The organism is Gordonia sp. YC-XJ4 (assembly GCF_059511865.1).
On the sequence record NZ_CM183447.1, the window covers coordinates 1,952,376 to 1,969,829 of the forward strand.

18 protein-coding genes are annotated in these 17,454 nt (G+C 68.6%); 14 read left to right on the plus strand and 4 right to left on the minus strand.

Annotated features, from left to right (window positions below):
* Positions 1–13: 13 nt before the first annotated feature.
* Positions 14–1,450, plus strand: a complete 1,437-nt coding sequence (locus AC5ZH6_RS08575) for an NAD(P)H-hydrate dehydratase (protein ID WP_168436252.1) — start codon at positions 14–16, stop codon at positions 1,448–1,450.
* A 46-nt stretch (positions 1,451–1,496) separates the two neighbouring features.
* Here AC5ZH6_RS08575 and AC5ZH6_RS08580 read toward each other — a convergent pair whose 3' ends face one another.
* A complete protein-coding gene (locus AC5ZH6_RS08580) occupies positions 1,497–1,985 on the minus strand; it encodes a hypothetical protein (protein WP_006367578.1) in 489 nt (162 codons plus the stop codon).
* Positions 1,986–2,195: 210 nt separating this feature from the next.
* Here AC5ZH6_RS08580 and alr point away from each other — a divergent pair, with 210 nt between their 5' ends.
* Genes alr through tsaD form a run of 6 tightly spaced genes read left to right on the plus strand, consistent with a single transcriptional unit; the run spans position 2,196 to position 7,305 of the window.
* Positions 2,196–3,368, plus strand: coding sequence for an alanine racemase (gene alr, locus AC5ZH6_RS08585; RefSeq protein WP_006367577.1), 1,173 nt, complete (start codon positions 2,196–2,198; stop codon positions 3,366–3,368).
* Entirely contained in the window at positions 3,362–4,489 is a 1,128-nt protein-coding gene (locus AC5ZH6_RS08590; RefSeq protein WP_006367576.1) for an alpha/beta fold hydrolase, read from the plus strand. Before alr ends, AC5ZH6_RS08590 begins: the two co-directional genes overlap by 7 nt.
* On the plus strand, positions 4,486–4,932 hold the full coding sequence (gene tsaE / locus AC5ZH6_RS08595) for a tRNA (adenosine(37)-N6)-threonylcarbamoyltransferase complex ATPase subunit type 1 TsaE (protein WP_006367575.1): 447 nt from the start codon (positions 4,486–4,488) through the stop codon (positions 4,930–4,932). The genes AC5ZH6_RS08590 and tsaE overlap by 4 nt, the downstream gene beginning before the upstream one ends.
* Positions 4,929–5,735 carry a tRNA (adenosine(37)-N6)-threonylcarbamoyltransferase complex dimerization subunit type 1 TsaB gene (gene tsaB / locus AC5ZH6_RS08600; protein WP_006367574.1) on the plus strand — a complete coding sequence of 269 codons (807 nt, stop codon included), beginning with the start codon at positions 4,929–4,931 and terminating at the stop codon, positions 5,733–5,735. The genes tsaE and tsaB overlap by 4 nt, the downstream gene beginning before the upstream one ends.
* Positions 5,732–6,265, plus strand: coding sequence for a ribosomal protein S18-alanine N-acetyltransferase (rimI, locus tag AC5ZH6_RS08605; protein ID WP_006367573.1), 534 nt, complete (start codon positions 5,732–5,734; stop codon positions 6,263–6,265). The genes tsaB and rimI overlap by 4 nt, the downstream gene beginning before the upstream one ends.
* Positions 6,262–7,305 carry a tRNA (adenosine(37)-N6)-threonylcarbamoyltransferase complex transferase subunit TsaD gene (tsaD, locus tag AC5ZH6_RS08610; RefSeq protein ID WP_006367572.1) on the plus strand — a complete coding sequence of 348 codons (1,044 nt, stop codon included), beginning with the start codon at positions 6,262–6,264 and terminating at the stop codon, positions 7,303–7,305. The genes rimI and tsaD overlap by 4 nt, the downstream gene beginning before the upstream one ends.
* Positions 7,306–7,320: 15 nt before the next feature.
* On the opposite strand, the gene AC5ZH6_RS08615 is transcribed toward tsaD, so the two are convergent.
* Positions 7,321–7,782, minus strand: coding sequence for a MarR family winged helix-turn-helix transcriptional regulator (locus AC5ZH6_RS08615; protein WP_006367571.1), 462 nt, complete (start codon positions 7,780–7,782; stop codon positions 7,321–7,323).
* Between the two features lie 90 nt (positions 7,783–7,872).
* Here AC5ZH6_RS08615 and AC5ZH6_RS08620 point away from each other — a divergent pair, with 90 nt between their 5' ends.
* The 3 genes from AC5ZH6_RS08620 (at position 7,873) to groL (ending at position 11,899) form a co-directional block, all read left to right on the plus strand.
* The gene (locus tag AC5ZH6_RS08620; RefSeq protein ID WP_020171749.1) at positions 7,873–9,498 is read left to right on the plus strand and encodes an MFS transporter; all 1,626 of its coding nucleotides are present in this window, start codon (positions 7,873–7,875) and stop codon (positions 9,496–9,498) included.
* Between the two features lie 175 nt (positions 9,499–9,673).
* On the plus strand, positions 9,674–9,973 hold the full coding sequence (gene groES / locus AC5ZH6_RS08625; RefSeq protein ID WP_006334733.1) for a co-chaperone GroES: 300 nt from the start codon (positions 9,674–9,676) through the stop codon (positions 9,971–9,973).
* 309 nt (positions 9,974–10,282) lie between these two features.
* Positions 10,283–11,899, plus strand: coding sequence for a chaperonin GroEL (gene groL / locus AC5ZH6_RS08630; RefSeq protein WP_014359484.1), 1,617 nt, complete (start codon positions 10,283–10,285; stop codon positions 11,897–11,899).
* 135 nt (positions 11,900–12,034) lie between these two features.
* Here groL and AC5ZH6_RS08635 read toward each other — a convergent pair whose 3' ends face one another.
* Positions 12,035–12,331, minus strand: coding sequence for a WhiB family transcriptional regulator (locus AC5ZH6_RS08635; RefSeq protein WP_006367568.1), 297 nt, complete (start codon positions 12,329–12,331; stop codon positions 12,035–12,037).
* A 455-nt stretch (positions 12,332–12,786) separates the two neighbouring features.
* Between AC5ZH6_RS08635 and AC5ZH6_RS08640 the strand changes: the two genes are divergently transcribed.
* From AC5ZH6_RS08640 to AC5ZH6_RS08650, 3 genes are all read left to right on the plus strand, one after another.
* Positions 12,787–13,659 carry a hypothetical protein gene (locus AC5ZH6_RS08640; protein WP_210739049.1) on the plus strand — a complete coding sequence of 291 codons (873 nt, stop codon included), beginning with the start codon at positions 12,787–12,789 and terminating at the stop codon, positions 13,657–13,659.
* A 132-nt stretch (positions 13,660–13,791) separates the two neighbouring features.
* Positions 13,792–14,382: a sigma-70 family RNA polymerase sigma factor gene (locus AC5ZH6_RS08645; protein WP_014359485.1), complete on the plus strand. Its 591-nt coding sequence runs from the start codon at positions 13,792–13,794 to the stop codon at positions 14,380–14,382.
* Between the two features lie 13 nt (positions 14,383–14,395).
* Entirely contained in the window at positions 14,396–15,262 is an 867-nt protein-coding gene (locus AC5ZH6_RS08650) for an anti-sigma-D factor RsdA (RefSeq protein ID WP_014359486.1), read from the plus strand.
* A gap of 101 nt (positions 15,263–15,363) precedes the next feature.
* Here the strand turns inward: AC5ZH6_RS08650 and AC5ZH6_RS08655 are convergent, their stop codons facing one another.
* Positions 15,364–15,753 (minus strand): DUF5319 domain-containing protein, encoded by a 390-nt coding sequence (locus tag AC5ZH6_RS08655; RefSeq protein WP_014359487.1) that lies wholly within the window; start codon positions 15,751–15,753, stop codon positions 15,364–15,366.
* Positions 15,754–15,898: 145 nt separating this feature from the next.
* On the opposite strand from AC5ZH6_RS08655, the gene guaB reads away from it, so the two are divergent.
* Entirely contained in the window at positions 15,899–17,410 is a 1,512-nt protein-coding gene (guaB, locus tag AC5ZH6_RS08660) for an IMP dehydrogenase (RefSeq protein WP_006367563.1), read from the plus strand.
* The last annotated feature ends 44 nt before the right edge of the window (positions 17,411–17,454 follow it).

The following is a 17,454-nucleotide window of genomic DNA, read 5'->3' on the forward strand; positions in this document are numbered from 1 at the left end:
CCGGGACGCGCCCATGCCGGTCAGTCACTTCACCGCCGAGGAGGTCCGGGCCGCCGAGCGCGCCACCGGGCACCTACTGACCGACGGCACCCTGATGCGCCGCGCCTCGCACGGCGTCGCGCAGGTTGTCATCGGCGAATTCGCTTCTACGGGCGGATGTTACGGACGCCGGGTGGGGCTCGTGGTGGGTGCCGGTGACAACGGTGGCGACGCCCTGTTCGCCGGGGCGGAGCTCGCTCGCCGTGGTGTCGACGTGACCGCCGTACTCCTTGCCCCCGACAAGGCGCACCCGGCCGGATTGGCCGCGCTGCGACATCGCGGTGGGCGTGTCGTCGCGGCACTGCCCGCCGATCTCGACGCCGTCATCGACGGTGTGGTGGGCATCGGTGGGCGAGGTCCGTTGCGCGACAACGCCGCCGAGGTGTTCGCGGCGCTCGACCCGAGTGTGACCGTCGTCGCGGTCGACCTGCCCTCCGGCGTGGACGCCGACACCGGCGAGGTCCATCACCCGGCGGTGCGCGCCGATGTCACCGTCACCTTCGGCGTGCTGCGTCACGCGCACCTGCTCGCCGGACCGCAGTGCGGGCGCATCCACGTGGTGGACATCGGGCTGTCGGGAACCATCGGCCGGCAGGGCGGTCCCTTCCTGTGCTCGTTGTCGGACACCGAGATCGCCGAGGCATGGCCGATTCCGGGCGCCCACGACGACAAGTACACCCAAGGGGTCGTCGGCGTGATCGCCGGCTCGCACCGCTATCCCGGCGCGGCCATCCTCGCCTCGGGCGCCGCCGTCACCGCCACGTCGGGCATGACCCGCTACGTCGGTTCCGCGCACGCCGAAGTCGTCGAACATTTCCCGGAAGTGGTTGCGGTGCCGGATCTCTCCGATGCGGGCCGGGTACAGGCGTGGGTGATCGGGCCCGGAGCGGGCACCGACGCCGCCGCACTCGAGGTGCTGCGCACCGTGCTGGGCACCGATCTGCCCGTGCTCGTCGACGCCGACGCGCTCACCCTCGTCGCCGACCACCACGATCTCGTCGTCGGCCGTGACGCGCCGACACTGCTCACCCCGCACGCCGGCGAATTCGCCCGTCTCACCGGCGAACCGGTCGGCCCGGACCGGCTCGGCGCGGTCTCGTCGCTGGCCCGGCGGTGGGGGGTGACCGTACTCCTCAAGGGACGTATCACTCTCGTCGCCGAATCCGACGGCGTCGTTCATGGGAACGATGCCGGATCGTCGTGGGCGGCCACCGCCGGCGCGGGAGACGTGCTCTCGGGGATCGCCGGAGCACTGCTCGCGGCCGGGCTCCCGCCGATCTGGGCCGGTGCCGCCGCCGCCCGGGTCCACGCGCGCGCCGCCGCGCTGGCGGCGCGCGGCGCCCCCATCGGCGCGTCGGCTCTCCTCGGCGCACTCCGGCCGGCGATCCGAGAGTTGCTCGCCGGCTCGTGACCCCAAGGCTCGTGACCCAAAGGGCACCGGTCGACGGGCTTGGGGGTCACAAGAACAACGGCAGCCACCACACTCCCGGTATCAGCACGGGCATCGTGACCACACCACTCGCGATCGCCGCGCCGACGAATTCGCTCGTCGCGGGTAGCGGTCCGGTCGGGTGGTGGAGGGCCGTTCGATCCGGCTTCGCCGGGTGTCGCGCGGGTCGCGAGATGAACGCCGTGATCACCAGCACCACCGATGTCCACGCGCCGAGGACCGCTTGCACCCCGTGGACGGCCGCCAGCACCAGGACCGGCCGCCACCACCGACCGCCGGAGCCGGAGATCTCGGCGTCGAGGCCGCCCAAGCCGCCGATCATGAACAGGACGCCACCGACGAGGTAGCAGACCCCGGCCGCGCCACAGGCGATCCATGCGCCGCGTAACAACACTTTCGTGGCCGGTTGGCGGGGACTGTGACCGGCTGGGATCCCGGCCGCCGACGTGGCGGGTGCCATGGGCGGGTGCGGGGTGTGGAATCGGGGAGCGTGCATGCGCAAGGGCCTTTCGGCGACGGGGTTTTCCCCAGTCAAGTGCCCGGATGGGCCGATGGCATGAGCGAATTCCTCAGGTGTGGACAGATCGCCGCCTGTGGACACGAGGCGTGCGCTCCGACGCAAGGTGCGCTATGTGCGAGCCCGGTGGGGGCAACGCCGGCACACCGGACCACGGCGGCCCTCACAAATCTGGGACAATGGGCGGCGATGATCACCTCACCGCCGCCCGGCTCCGGGCATCACGGCTCGGCCCTGGCCGCCGTCGTCGACCTCGACGCCATCGCCCACAACGTGGGTGTGGTGCGCGAGGCAGCGGGTACGGGCGTGATCGCCGTGGTCAAGGCCGACGGGTACGGGCACGGTGCGGTGCCGGTGGCACGTGCGGCCCTGGACGCCGGAGCTGCCGAACTGGGCGTGGCGGTGATCGGCGAGGGACTCGCGCTTCGGGCCGCTGGGATCACCGAACACATCACGTGCTGGCTGCACACCAACAGCGCGGACTTCTCCGCCGCCATCGACGCCGACCTCGACGTCGCACTCTCGTCGGGTCGTCAGCTCGCGGCCGTCCTCGAGGCGGCCCGAGATCGGGGTACCGCGGCCACGGTCACCGTCAAACTCGACACCGGCCTCGGGCGCAGCGGGGTGGCGCCGGAGGAATGGGCGGATTTCGCCGACGATCTCGCGAAGGCCGTCGCCGAGGACGCCGTCCGGGTACGAGCGCTGATGTGCCACCTCGCCCGCGGCGACGAACCCGAGCACCCGTTGAACTCGCTGCAGGCCGAGCGCCTCGACGAGGCGCGCGCCGACCTGATCCGTCTCGGCGCGCCGCCGGAGGTCATGCACATCGCGAATTCTCCTGCGGCACTGACCCGCCCGGACCTTGCGCGCGATCTCGTGCGGCCCGGAATCGCCCTCTACGGCGGGGTACCGATCCTGGGACGTGAATTCGGGTTGATCCCGGCGATGAGCCTGCGTGCCGAGGTGGCGTTGGTGAAGAGAATCCCGGCCGGACAAGGGGTTTCCTACAGTCACACCTGGACCACCGAGCGCGACACCACGATCGCGGTGATCCCGGCCGGATACGCCGATGGCGTACCACGACTCGCGTCGGGACGGTTGCGGGTCCGAATCGGCGATCGTGTCTTCGGTCAGGTGGGCCGGGTGTGCATGGATCAGTTCGTGATCGACCTCGGCCCCGACGGTGGCGGCGTGCGCGAGGGTGACATCGCCGAGTTGTTCGGTACCGGCGTCGGCGGCGGACCCACCGCGGCGGAGTGGGCCGAGACGATCGGCACCATCGACTACGAGATCCTCGCACGGATCGGCGGGCGAGCGCGCCGCGAGTACGTCTCATCCCGGCGGCAGGAGGCGACGTGGTGAACTCCACCGAGCGTGTCGGCCTGGCAGCCGGACTCGCCGGGGTGGCGACCCTCGGCGGGCTGGCCGCCGCGGGAGCGGCACGCAGCGCCACCCGGCGTCGAATCCGACGGGGCCAGGATCCCTATCAGGGGATCGATTTCACCACGATGTACCAGGATCGGGCGTCGACGGTGACCGCGGCCGACGGCGTGCAGCTGGCGGTACGCACCGTCGACCTCGGTGGCCTCGAGCCGGACGAGACGCCGGAGCTGACCGTGATCTTCGTGCACGGGTTCAGCCTGCGGCTGGCGAGCTGGCACTTTCAGCGCTATGCCCTGGCACAGCTGTGGGCCGATCGCCGAATTCGCATGGTGTTCTACGACAATCGCGGTCACGGTCGCAGTGGCGAGGCCCCCGCGGACACGTGCACGATGCAGCAACTCGCCGATGACGCCGTCGCGATCCTCGATGCCACGGCTCCCGAGGGGCGGGTGGTCCTGGTCGGGCATTCGATGGGCGGGATGACACTGATGGCGCTGGCGCGGCGGTATCCGCAGCTCTTCGCCGCCGACGGCCGGATCGCGGGAGTGGCGCTCGTGGCGACCGCCGCCAGCGGTCTGACCGAGGCCGGACTCGGTCGGGGACTGCGCAATCCACTGCTCGACGGGTTCGCGGTCGCCGCCCGCAACACCCCGCGGGTCATCGAGGCGGGCCGCGACCTGACCCGGCTACTCCTCGAGCCGGTGCTCGTCGCCGCCAGCTTCGGCCCGGATTTCCACAGCCCGGCTGCCGGGCGGGCGGTGGAGAAGATGATTCAGAACACGCCCATCGTGACCGTGGTCAACTTCCTCAACGCGCTGGAGCGTCATGACGAGTGGATGGGTGTTCCGGTGATCGCCCAGGTGCCCTCGGTGGTCGTATGCGGCGACGAGGACCGGATGACGCCGTTGCCCAATTCGCTGCAGCTCTACGGTGAACTCGGCACCGACTCGCGGATGGAGGTGGTCGACGGCGCCGGGCACATGGTGCAGATGGAGGCGCCCGACCGCGTCACCGACGCGATCGCCGATCTCGTCGACCGTGCGCGTCCGGCCCGCCCGGCTCCGCGGCGTCGCTGGTGGCAGCGGAGGCTGCGCGCATGAGCGGACCGCAGACCCGCGATCTCCCGGGCGTCGCCGACACCGAGATGTTCGGAGAGGAACTCGCGCAAGGACTTTCGGCCGGTGACCTGGTGATCCTGGACGGACCACTGGGTGCGGGCAAAACCGCCCTCGCCCGCGGCATCGGGCGAGGGCTGCACGTCGCCGGTCCGGTCTCCTCACCGACGTTCATCATCGCGCGCGAACACCGGCCGACCTCGGCCGGTCGGCCCGGGATGATTCACGTCGACGCCTATCGGCTCGGGGGGCTCGAGGAACTCGACGCACTCGACCTCGACACCGACCTCGCCGACGCCGTCGTGGTGGTCGAGTGGGGCGAGGGGGTGGCCGAACGTCTGGCCGAGCGACATCTGCTGGTACGTCTGGTCCGCGACCCCGACACCGACGTGCGCCACGCGAGTTGGGAATGGGTGAATCACCGATGAGCACACCGGAATCGACACCGTCGGCGCAGTCAACGTCGGCGCAGACGGCCCCCGGCACCGTGGCGGGTGAGAGCACTCCAACCGGGCGCACTCGGACCGTGCTCGTGATCGACACCGCCACCGATACCGTCGTCACCGGGATCGGCCGCATCACGACGACGGCCGGGGCTCCCGAGTGCCATGTGGTCGCCGTCCGCGCGGTGGCCGACGGGCGTCGCCACGCGGAGATCCTGACCTCGCTCATCGCCGAGGTACTCGAGGAATCGGGCGTCGGCCGCGATGGCATCGACGCGGTGGTCGTCGGAACCGGGCCCGGGCCGTTCACCGGCTTGCGGGTGGGCATGGCAACCGGCGCCGGATTCGGTGACGCCCTGGACATTCCGGTGTTCGGCGTCTGTTCGCTCGATGCCATCGCGCACGATGTGGGGCGCGTGAGCGCGCCGGGCGCCACGGTGCTCGCGCTCACCGACGCGCGCCGCCGTGAGGTGTACTGGGCGCTCTACCGCGACGGCGGGCACACCCGCACGCGTGGACCCGAGGTGAGCGCTCCCGGTGTCGTCGCCGAGATCCTCTCCGACTCGGGTGTCGACGCGGTCGGCGGGTCGGCGGCCCACCTGCGCCAGAGTGGTTGGGGTGGTGACGATCCGGCGATCACCGTACCCTCGGTCGCCGGATTGCTCGGTGCGGCCGCGATCGCGGTGACCGGTGGGCAGAGTCCACCGCCGCTCCTTCCGCTCTATCTGCGCCGACCCGATGCGGTGGAACGAAAGGACCAGCAACCCAAGAAGGTCGGCGCGTCGTGACCACCGGTGCGCCGATCATCGATGCTCTCGACTACCGCGACATCCCCCGTTGTGCCGCCCTGGAGAAGGAGATGTTCGCCGGCGATTCACCGTGGCCGGCAACGGCTTTCCGGGCAGAGCTGAACGCGCCGTATAACCGCTACTTCGCGGCCCGGGACGAGCTCGGTGGTGCCGTCGCCGGCTACGCGGGTATCTCCACCCTCGGATCCGAGGGCAGCTTCGACTGCGAGATCCACACGATCGCCGTCGCGCCGACCCATCGCGGACGCGGTTACGGCAGGGCGTTACTCGATGCGCTGCTCGAGGTCGCCGACTCCGTCGACGCACCGGTCTTCCTCGAGGTGCGCGTCGACAACGTCACCGCGATCGCGCTCTACGAGCGCAACGGTTTCGTGACGTCGGGCGTGCGGCGCGGCTACTACCAGCCCTCGGGTGCCGACGCCTACACGATGATCCGTCCGTCGGCCTCCGGTCGGGTCGGCGTCGACGAGACACTGGATTCGGCAGGCAAGGGCGGGCAGCACACATGATCGTGATGGGTATCGAGAGCTCCTGCGACGAAACGGGAGTCGGGATCGTGCGCTGGGAGCCGGGCACCGACGAGCCCGGTCGGGCGGTCCTGCTTGCCGACGAGGTGGCCTCCAGTGTCGACGAGCATGCCCGATTCGGGGGAGTGGTCCCCGAGATCGCCTCCCGCGCACACCTCGAGGCGATCGTGCCCACCATGCGGCGGGCTCGCGCGGCGGCCGGGATCGATCGTCCCGATGCCATCGCGGTCACCATCGGCCCGGGTCTGGCCGGGGCCCTGTTGGTGGGAGTGGCGGCAGCGAAATCCTATGCGCTGGCCTGGGATGTCCCGCTGTATGCGATGAATCATCTCGGCGGACATGTCGCGGTCGACACGCTGGAGCACGGACCGATGCCCGAATGCGTGGCCCTGCTGGTCTCCGGCGGGCACACGCACCTGCTGCACGTCACCGATCTCGCCGAGCCGATCGTCGAGCTCGGTACCACCGTCGACGATGCGGCCGGTGAGGCGTTCGACAAGGTCGCCCGCCTGCTCGACCTCGGTTTCCCTGGTGGACCGGCTCTGGACAAGGCTGCAGCGCTTGGGGATCGGGAGGCGATCGCGTTCCCCCGGGGAATGACCGGGCCCCGCGACGCCCGGTATGACTTCTCGTTCAGCGGGGTCAAGACGGCGGTGGCCCGCTACGTGGAGAAGTGTCGACGAGACGGCGTCGAGGTACCGATCGCCGACGTCGCGGCGTCCTTTCAGGAGGCGGTCGCCGACGTGTTGACGCTCAAGGCCGTACGTGCGTGCGATGACCTCGGCGTCGACACTCTCGTGCTCGGAGGCGGGGCGACGGCCAACTCGCGTATTCGATCTCTGGCGCAAGAACGTTGTGCTGCAGCGGGTATCACGCTGCGGGTACCCACTCAGCGCCGGTGCACCGACAACGGGGTGATGATCGCGACGCTCGGCGCCCACGTCATCGCCGGCGGTGCGCAGCCCTCACCGCTGACGGTGGCGACCGATCCGGGGATGAGCGTGCAGGTCTCGCAGTTGTGACGGCGGAGCGCTGCGTCAGGTGGTGGTGAACCCGCCGCCGGACACCTCGGGGCACGTCACGCACTGCTCGGCGAGGATTCGACGTTGGGTCGGCCGGGCATCGGTGTACCGTCGCGCTCCCTCGTCGGTGAGAGCAGCGAACACCGACCGTCGGTCCGTGGCGCACATCGTGCGCTCGACGAGTCCGTCCTTGTCGAGTCGGGCGACCACGCGCGACAGTGCGCTCTGCGTCAGATGCACCCGCCCGGCCAGATCGCTCATCCGAAGGCTGTGATCCGCTGCGGCCCAAAGAAGTTCGAGGACCTCGAATTCACTGGAGGACAGTTGGTGCAGCGTCTGTAGTTCGCGGTCGAGGGTGCACTGGATGCGGTGGAAGCGGACCGAGAGATCGTGCCATGCGGCGGCGAGTTCCTCGGCACGGTCGTCGCTGGCGGCGCCGGCTCCGCTCGTCGCGTCTCCTTCTGCCGCCGTGGTCATGGCCGCAGCATATCACTGCCACCGCATCTTATGCGTGAGAAAACAATGTGAGATCAAATAATGTAGACGCATTAGATGCGTATGCATATAGTGATCGGCATGGCATTCACAGATCGCAAGGTGGTTTCCCCGGCCGTGCCGGGACACACGGGGGCGCCGCGCGCGCCGCACGACGCGTCACCGCTCGACCCGGCCGACCATGTGGCGGCCGGTCATGTCACGACCGGATCGGGTTGGCCGGCGCGAACCTGGATTCTGCTCGTGGTGCTGGCCGGCGCCTTGTTCCTCGACGGGCTCGACGTGTCGATGGTCGGGGTCGCACTTCCCTCGATCGGCTCCGATCTCGGCATGGGGCAGAGCGAGCTCCAATGGATTGTCAGCGGATATGTCCTGGGCTACGGCGGTCTGCTCATGCTCGGCGGCCGGGTGAGCGATCTCCTCGGCCGGCGGCGGGTCTTCCTCGTCGCGCTCGGCGTCTTCGCGGTCGCGTCGGTGGCCAGCGCCGTCGTCGACATCGACATGCTGATCGTGGCCCTGCGATTCATCAAGGGGGTGGCGGCGGCGTTCACCGTGCCGGCCGGGTTGTCGATCATCACGACCACCTTCGCCGAGGGGCCTGCGCGCAACCGCGCACTGAGCATCTACACCGTCTGCGGGGCCAGCGGCTTCTCGCTCGGTCTGGTCTTCGGTGGACTGCTCACCGAGTGGTCCTGGAGGGCCACCCTGATGTTCCCGGGACCGGTGGCGATCGGATTGTTCTTCGCCGGGCTGCGGGTCATCCCGCGCGGTGAGCGGGTCGCGTTCCGCTGGGCGCAGTTCGACGTCCTCGGTGCGGCGACGAGCACGGGTGCGCTGCTGCTGCTCGTGTTCGCGGTGGTCCGGGCTCCCGAGATCGGGTGGGCGTCGACGGCCACCATCGGCACCTTCGTCGCCTCGGCCGTGCTGGCCGTCGCTTTCCTGGTCATCGAGATCCGGCACCGACACCCGCTCGTGCGACTGGGCATCCTGCGGTCGTACCTGCTGGTACACGCCAACATCTCCGGTGCGCTGATGTTCGGCGGGTATGTCGCCTTCCAGTTCGTCGTCACCCTCTACCTGCAGGATTCGCTCGGCTGGACCCCGCTGGCCATGGCCCTCGGCTTCTTGCCGGCCGGGTTGATCGTCGCGGCCAGCGCGACCCGGATGGACCGGGTACTCGACCGCGTGCCCACCCCGTTGCTGATGGTGCTGGGATTTGCGGCCTTTCTCGGCGGATACCTCTGGTTCGCACGAGCCCAGCCCGGCATGGCCTACGCGGATTTCCTGTTGCCGACCATCATCCTGCTCGGCATCGGTTTCGCGCTCACGTTCCCGTCGGTGACCTCTCAGGGCACCGCGGGCGTCGACGACGACGAGCAGGGGCTCGCGTCCGGATTGGTCAACACCAGCGTGCAGATCGGCGGGGCGGTGATGCTCGCCGTCGTGACCGCCGTGCTCTCCAGCTCGGGGGAGCACAATCGACCCGGCGAGTTGCTCGGCGGGATGACCACGGCGATCTGGCTGGTCAGCGCGCTGTCGGTGATCGGTCTGGTCGGCGCGGTGGCGGTGAGTTGGTTCGGTCGACGCGACGCCGCCGCGGGTGGAGGGCGGTCGGGCGAGCCGAGGGACGAGCCTGCCGCATCGCCGGCCGCAGCGGTGGCGGAGGTGTCCGTTCCGCAGCCGTGTGCCCACTGCTGAGAATTTTGCACCCGCCGCCCTTGAGTGCTGGCACTCGCATGTATAGAGTGCCAATAGGCACTGTGTTGTGAACCTCGGCACCCGCGACGACGAGGTTTGTGGCAGAGCCCCCCAATGCAGGTCAACTGCAACAAGTACATCCACTTCTCGAACGAGAAAGTTGAGGACTGACATCGTGGCGAGCGTGAACATCAAGCCGCTTGAGGACAAGATCCTGGTGCAGGCCGTCGAGGCCGAGACGACCACCGCGTCGGGTCTGGTCATCCCGGACACCGCCAAGGAGAAGCCGCAGGAAGGCACCGTCATCGCAGTCGGTGAGGGACGGGTGACCGAGCAGGGCAACCGTGTCCCGGTCGACGTCAAGGAAGGCGACACCGTCATCTACAGCAAGTACGGCGGCACCGAGATCAAGTACGCCGGCGAGGAGTACCTGATCCTGTCGGCGCGCGACGTGCTCGCGGTCATCGGCAAGTAAGAGCGCAACGCGTTGGAGCGACACGAGAATTCGTGAACCTCTCTCCGCCCCGGTGCCCCTTGGGTCACCGGGGCGGAGTTGCCTGACCGCATCGGTCACACGGAACGCTCCATTCCCGACCCCCACCACCTGTTCGCGCATCACTCCCTATCTCTCGTGCGTTTGCCGCTCCCCCATGTGTTCGCGCCGCGCCGCGATGCAGGAGGAGCCGGCGAGGAGCGTAGCGACAAGCCGGCGACGACGAAGTGCGGCGACTTGAGGCGCGAACACCCGCGACTCGCGGAGCGATCGCAGAAAGTACAGAAACTCATGTCCAAGCAGATCGAATTCGATGAAAAGGCGCGCCGCGCGCTCGAACGCGGCATCAATCAACTCGCCGACACGGTGAAGGTCACGCTGGGGCCCCGTGGCCGCCACGTGGTGCTCGCCAAGGCTTTCGGCGGGCCGAGCGTCACCAACGACGGTGTCACGATCGCGCGTGACGTCGATCTCGAAGATCCCTTCGAGAATCTGGGTGCGCAGCTGGTCAAGTCGGTTGCCACCAAGACCAACGACGTGGCCGGGGATGGCACCACCACGGCGACGGTTCTCGCGCAGGCGATCGTCTCGGCCGGTCTGCGCAATGTCGCTGCCGGTGCGGGTCCGATGGCGCTCGGCGCAGGCATCGGCAAGGCTGCCGACGCCCTGAGCGCCGAACTGTTGCGGACGGCGACGCCGGTCGAGGGGCAGAAGGCGATCTCGCAGGTGGCGACCGTGTCCTCGCGGGACGCCGAGATCGGCGAGATGGTCGGTAAGGCGATGGAGACTGTCGGCGTCGACGGTGTCGTCACCGTGGAGGAGGGTTCGGGCCTGAGCACCGAACTCGATGTCACCGAGGGTGTCCAGTTCGACAAGGGCTATCTGTCGCCGTACTTCGTGACCGATGCCGACGCACAGGAAGCCGTTCTCGAGGACGCGCTGGTGTTGTTGTACCGCGACAAGATCAGCTCGCTGCCGGATTTCCTGCCGCTGCTGGAGAAGATCGTCAACGCCGGCAAGTCGGTGTTGATCATCGCCGAGGACGTCGAGGGCGAGCCGCTGTCGACGCTCGTGGTCAACTCGATCCGCAAGACGATCAAGGCCGTCGCGGTGAAGGCCCCGTTCTTCGGCGACCGTCGCAAGGCGTTCCTCGAGGATCTCGCCGTGGTCACCGGCGGGACCGTCATCTCCTCCGACATCGGGCTGAGCCTGGCGACCGCCGAGCTGGACCTGCTGGGGTCGGCGCGGCGCGTGGTGGTCACCAAGGACACCACGACGATCGTCGAGGGTGCCGGGACCGCGGACGCGATCGCCGATCGCGCCGCCCAGTTGCGTCGCGAGATCGAGAACAGTGATTCCGACTGGGATCGTGAGAAGCTCGCCGAGCGGCTCGCGAAGCTGTCCGGTGGCATCGCGGTGATCCGGGTCGGGGCGGCCACCGAAACCGCGCTCAAGGAGCGCAAGCACCGCGTCGAGGATGCGGTGGCCGCGGCCAAGGCCGCCGTCGAGGAGGGCATCATCGCCGGTGGCGGTTCGGCCATCGTGCAGGCCGCCAAGGTGCTCGACGCTCTCGCCGACTCGCTGCCCGGCGACGAGGCGCTCGGCGTGCGGGTTGTTCGCGAGGCCGTCAAGGCGCCGCTGTTCTGGATCGCCACCAACGCCGGTGTCGACGGAGCGGTCGTGGTGAATCGCGTCGCCGAGTCCGGTGCGGGGGAGGGCTACAACGCCGCCACCCTCACCTACGGCGATCTCATTGCCGAGGGCATCATCGACCCGGTCAAGGTCACCCGCTCGGCGGTCGTCAATGCCGCGTCGGTGGCCCGGATGGTTCTCACCACCGAGACCGCGGTCACCGACAAGCCCGAGCAGGCCGCCGAGGCCGGTCACGGACACGGGCACGCGCACTGACGGTCGGTCTTCTTCACGACGGTTTCTTCACGACGATGCCGGGGTGGTCACCACAAGGGTGACCACCCCGGCATCGTCATGTGGTGAGAGGGGTGTCGGGGAGGTCGTTGCGCCCCGGCGGTGGTTGGTGCGCGTTCAGCTCGCGATACGGCGTCCGACACCGCGCTTCATCAGCATGCTGCGTTCGGATTCCGACAGCCCGCCCCAGATGCCGTACGGTTCGGCCACCGCGAGTGCGTGCTCGCGGCATTGGGCGATCACCGGGCACTGATGGCACATCTCCTTGGCGCGCCGTTCACGCTGTGCCCGGGCCCGGCCGCGTTCGCCGTCGGGATGAAAGAACATCGACGATTCGACACCACGGCACAGGCCGTGCATCTGCCAATCCCAGACGTCGGCGTTGGGGCCGGGAAGGTGGTTCGGTGCAGGCATGGCAGCATCTCCTTCTGCAAGGGCGTGGACTCGCGTGGACCTTGTGGGCGTCGAGTCGCGACGTGATCCGACGGTGGCGCCGGTCTGGAGTTCATGACGGTCGTTGTCGTGGTCGTTTCCGGCGACGCAAGAGAACAGTAAGCGGGCCTGAGAAACAACGTCAATACCGTCAATCAGCGGGAAATGATCGAAAAGATTCCGCCATTGTTAACGCAGTGTTAGCTAGAGTCCCGGCGCTAGCACAGCCGTGCCGACCGGTGTTGCGGGGGCGTCCGTGGCCTGCGGAGATGCGGTGTGAGCAGTGCGTATTGGCGTATCCGGAAGGAAATGGGAGGGCGTGGAGAAATGGTGCGGTACGAGCGGCCAAGATATTCGATTAACCTGACGGAAACCGTCACGTCATCGACCGTTGATGCCACCGAGATTTTTAACAATTGTGTCGCCGAGTTAAATTCATGCTAACTGGGACGCCGGACGGTGACGCCGGACACGTTTTCGCTGGTGATGAGCGCGTGCGGCGGTGGTGTACGGCAGTCGAGACCGGTGGGCTCGGGTACGGGGCGGCCGCGTTGACCGCGCTGGCGGAGTTGGTGGCCGACGCCCGGCGTGCCGGCGACGGTCCGATGGCGGCACTCGCCACGAGCACCGCGGCGTCGCTGTACCGGCAGTCGGGTCGTCACCGCGACGCGCGTGCCCTGGACTCGCGCGCGCTGGCATACGTCGATGCCGCCGGGTCGTCGCCACGGCACGCTGACTCGAGGTGGACTCGCGCCGCCCTGGCCGACACTCTCGTCAATCTCGCCGCCGACAATCTGGGGTTGCTGCGGTTCGGTGTGTCGCATCGACTCCTCGAACGGGCCGATGTGGTCCTCGGACGGCCGCAGGATCTGGGCGAGGGTCCATGGCTGCCCGACGCCCGGTGCCGGCTTCGATTGCTCTGGGTGCGTGCGGAGTGGGCTCTCTACACCGGCGACGCGAAGCACGCGGTCGAGGTCGCCGAGCGAGCGCAGGCACAGCTCGCCGACCGCGCAGACCATGGAAGCGAGCGCCATCGGATCAAGACCGGGCTGGTCCTCGCGGCTGCGCGCGCCGGCGCCGGGCAGACCGAGCACGCACGACAGGACGCCTCGACGGTGCGTGATCAGGCGGCCGAGGCGGGCCTGCTTCCCCTGTGCTGGGCAGCGTCATCGCTGTTACAAGGACTCGGCGACGCCCCGGATTCGGGACCCGGCGGTCCAGCGCCTTCGACCGGCGCCTCCGTCATCGATCTGCATCGATTGCTGATGGAGCGCGGCATGCCGTTCGTGACGTCGGCGAACGATCGCTAAGGTATTTGGGGTTCGCCGCGCCCGCATGGCAGTCCCCGCGCAGGGCGGCACCGCTGTTCAGGCCGTCATTGCACCGCAACGGACCAGGTGAGGTCCGCCACACACTATGTAACACGGGGATCTCGACTGACGATGAAACTGACGGGTGATGAGCTGGACGCCGCCGTCCGCGCCGCGAGGCAGGGCGATCGCGTGGCTCTCACGTCAGTTCTCGAGAGTGTGCATGAACCCATCCTGCGCTACTGCCGAGGGCGAATCGGAGTCGGAGAGCGCCACTTGTTCTCCGCGGATGACATTGCGCAGGAGGCGTTGATGGCGGTGATGACCGCGCTGCCCCGATATGAGGATCAGGGCAAACCGTTCATGGCCTTCGTCTACGGCATCGCGTCCCACAAGGTCGCCGACGCGATGCGGGTTGCCGGTCGGGTCAAGGCCGATCCGGTGGAGGCGGTTCCCGATGTCACCACGGTCCTCGGCGGGCCCGAGGAGATGGCATTGGACTCCGATGCCAGCCGACGGATGCGACAACTGCTGTCGGTGTTACCCGACAAGCAGCGCGAGATCCTCGTGTTGCGACTGGTGGTCGGGATGTCCGCGGAGGAGACCGCCGACGCGGTCGGCAGCACACCGGGAGCGGTGCGCGTCGCCCAGCATCGAGCGCTGGCAAAACTGAAAGACGAGCTGAGGAAGGCAGGTGGACGACGCAATGAACGACGAGCATGACCGGCGTCGACCCATGCCGGGCCCGCAGCCGTCGGGGGGCGTTCCGGGTTCCGGTGTCGGGCCACATGCACCACGTGGCCACGGCCATTCCGGTGCACCCGACGACAACGATCGACGAGCCGACATCGACCTGCGGCAGGTGCACTTCGATGACGCATTCATCGACGCGCTCTCCCATGACGTGCCCACGCCCACCCGTGACGACACCGAGTATCAGTTGGCCGCATTGCTGTCGGGTTGGCGCCACGAGGTTCTCTCCGAGCCCGCACCGCCGATCCCCGGTGTCGCCGAGGTCGAGCGCGCGATGGCGGCGCGCTCCGGTGCACGTCGCGGTGGCAGGGTGGTGCGCTCGCTGCGCGTCGTCGCCGGTGCGGCGGCGATCGCGGTGGTCGCCGCAGCCGGTCTGACCGTGGTGAGCGAGGGCGCCCAGCCGGGCGACTCGCTGTGGGGTGTCAAGAAGGTCGTGTTCGCACAGGCCGCGTCGGAGACGCAGGCCGCCTACGACGTGCGTTCGGATCTCGAGCAGGCCGAGGCGGCACTCGCCTCCGGTGATGTCACCCAGGCGCAGCAGCTCATCGCGCGGGCGCAGACCAAGATGGGCCCGGTACGCGACTCGCAAACCCGGGATCAGATGAATCAGTGGATCACCCGGCTGCAGTCCGACGAGTCGGGCACACCCGCTGCGCCCACGTCGCAGCGTCCGGGTACCACGGCTCCCGGTGCCAGTGGCACCGAGAGCAGTGCTCCGCAGACCTCGGATCAGACGAGCGTTCCCTCGGAGCCGTCGTCGACGCCGACCACCACACCGACGACCACGCCGACGACCAGTTCACCGCCACCGACGACGGCGACGACCACCACGACCACGCCGGCAGGCTGATCGCCGTCTGCCTGATCGCCGTCTGCCTGATCGACGTCTGCCTCATTGACGTCTGCGGGGGCCGGCCGACACCACCCGACCGGAACGCCTGAGCGATCAGCTCAGCGTTCGTCGCCGAGGTGGTTGTGCGCGTCGGCGTACCCGCGGCAGTAGTCCCACGTGACGTAGTCGTCGGGGCGGGGGTCGACGGCGGGCTCGTGCGGACGCACGGTGCCGTCGATCAGAAGCTGTAAAAGGTTGGCGCGCAACATATCCCAGTCGTGGTAATGGTCCTCGTGGCAGTCTTCGCACACGACGACGAGGCCACGGACCCCGCGATGGGCCAGGAGTGCCTCGTAGACGGCCAGATCGGCGAGATCCTCTTCGACCGCGACCCGCTCGTTCTCGTCGAGGGGGATGCCGGGCTCCATCGAGTCCAACGCCGACGCGGGATCGCTGGGATCATCGGCGAACGGGTCGGGCGGAAGTCCTGGTGGCAAGTGGTCACGCACACCTCCACCGTAACCGATATCGCGTGACCTGCGCCGCATCGGTTCCACAGTTCGACGGGCCGATACGCGCATGCTCCACAGGGGTCACGGGTGAGCTGAATCGCCGCATTGGGTTGTGGCTCCGGTTGCCCGATACCATGGACCGATGACCCACGTTCGCACCGGTGGAGACGATCCCGGCAAGGTCGCAATGCTCGGCCTCACCTTCGACGACGTCCTGTTGCTACCCGCGGCATCGGATGTGATCCCCAGCGAGGCCGATACGTCCTCGCGGGTGACCAAGAACATCTCCCTGCGGGTGCCCCTGGTGAGTTCGGCGATGGACACCGTCACCGAATCCCGGATGGCCATCGCGATGGCCCGCGCCGGCGGCATGGGCGTATTGCACCGCAATCTGTCGATCGCCGACCAGGCCGCCCAGGTAGAGACGGTCAAGCGCTCCGAGGCCGGCATGGTCACCGACCCGGTCACCTGCTCACCGCACAACACCCTCGCCGAGGTCGATGCGATGTGCGCGCGTTATCGCATCTCCGGGCTGCCCGTGGTCGACGAGAAGGGTGAGCTCGTCGGCATCATCACCAACCGCGACATGCGATTCGAGGTCGATCAGGACCGGCCGGTCGCCGAGGTGATGACCAAGGCCCCATTGATCACCGCCCAGGAAGGGGTCTCCGCGGAGGCCGCCCTGGGTCTGTTGCGGCGCAACAAGGTCGAGAAGCTGCCGATCGTGGACGGCAACGGCAAACTGACCGGGCTGATCACCGTCAAGGACTTCGTCAAGACCGAGCAGCACCCGTTCGCGACCAAGGACTCCGACGGCCGGCTGCTCGTCGGCGCCGCCGTGGGTACCGGTGACACGCAGTGGGATCGGGCCATGGCACTCGCCGACGCGGGTGTCGACGTGATCATCGTCGACACCGCCCACGCCCACAACCGGCTGGTGCTCGACATGGTGTCCAAGGTGAAGTCCGAGGTCGGCGACCGCGTTGAGGTGGTCGGCGGCAACGTCGCCACCCGGGAGGCCGCGCAGGCACTCGTCGACGCCGGCGCCGACGCGGTGAAGGTCGGCGTCGGGCCCGGCTCGATCTGCACCACCCGCGTCGTCGCCGGGGTGGGCGCCCCGCAGATCACCGCGATCCTCGAGGCGGTGACGGTGTGTCAGGCGGCCGGCGTGCCGGTGATCGCCGACGGCGGACTGCAGTACTCCGGCGACATCGCCAAGGCGCTGGCCGCCGGCGCGTCGACGGCGATGCTCGGGTCGTTGCTCGCCGGTACCGCCGAGGCGCCGGGCGATCTGATCCTGGTCAACGGCAAGCAGTTCAAGAGCTACCGCGGCATGGGATCGCTCGGTGCCATGCAGGGCCGCGGGCAGGGTAAGTCCTACTCCAAGGACCGCTACTTCCAGGACGACGTCCTCAAGGAGGAGAAGCTCGTCCCGGAGGGCATCGAGGGTCGGGTCCCGTTCCGGGGTCCGCTGAACCAGGTGATCCACCAGCTCGTCGGCGGCCTGCGTGCAGCAATGGGCTACACCGGTGCCACCACGATCCCGGAACTGCAGAAGGCGCGCTTCGTGCAGATCACCGCGGCCGGACTCAAGGAGTCCCATCCGCACGACATCACCCTGACCGCCGAGGCGCCCAACTACTATTCTCGCTGAGTTCGCCTCGACGACTCCGACCCGCAAGTTCACCGGTCCGCACG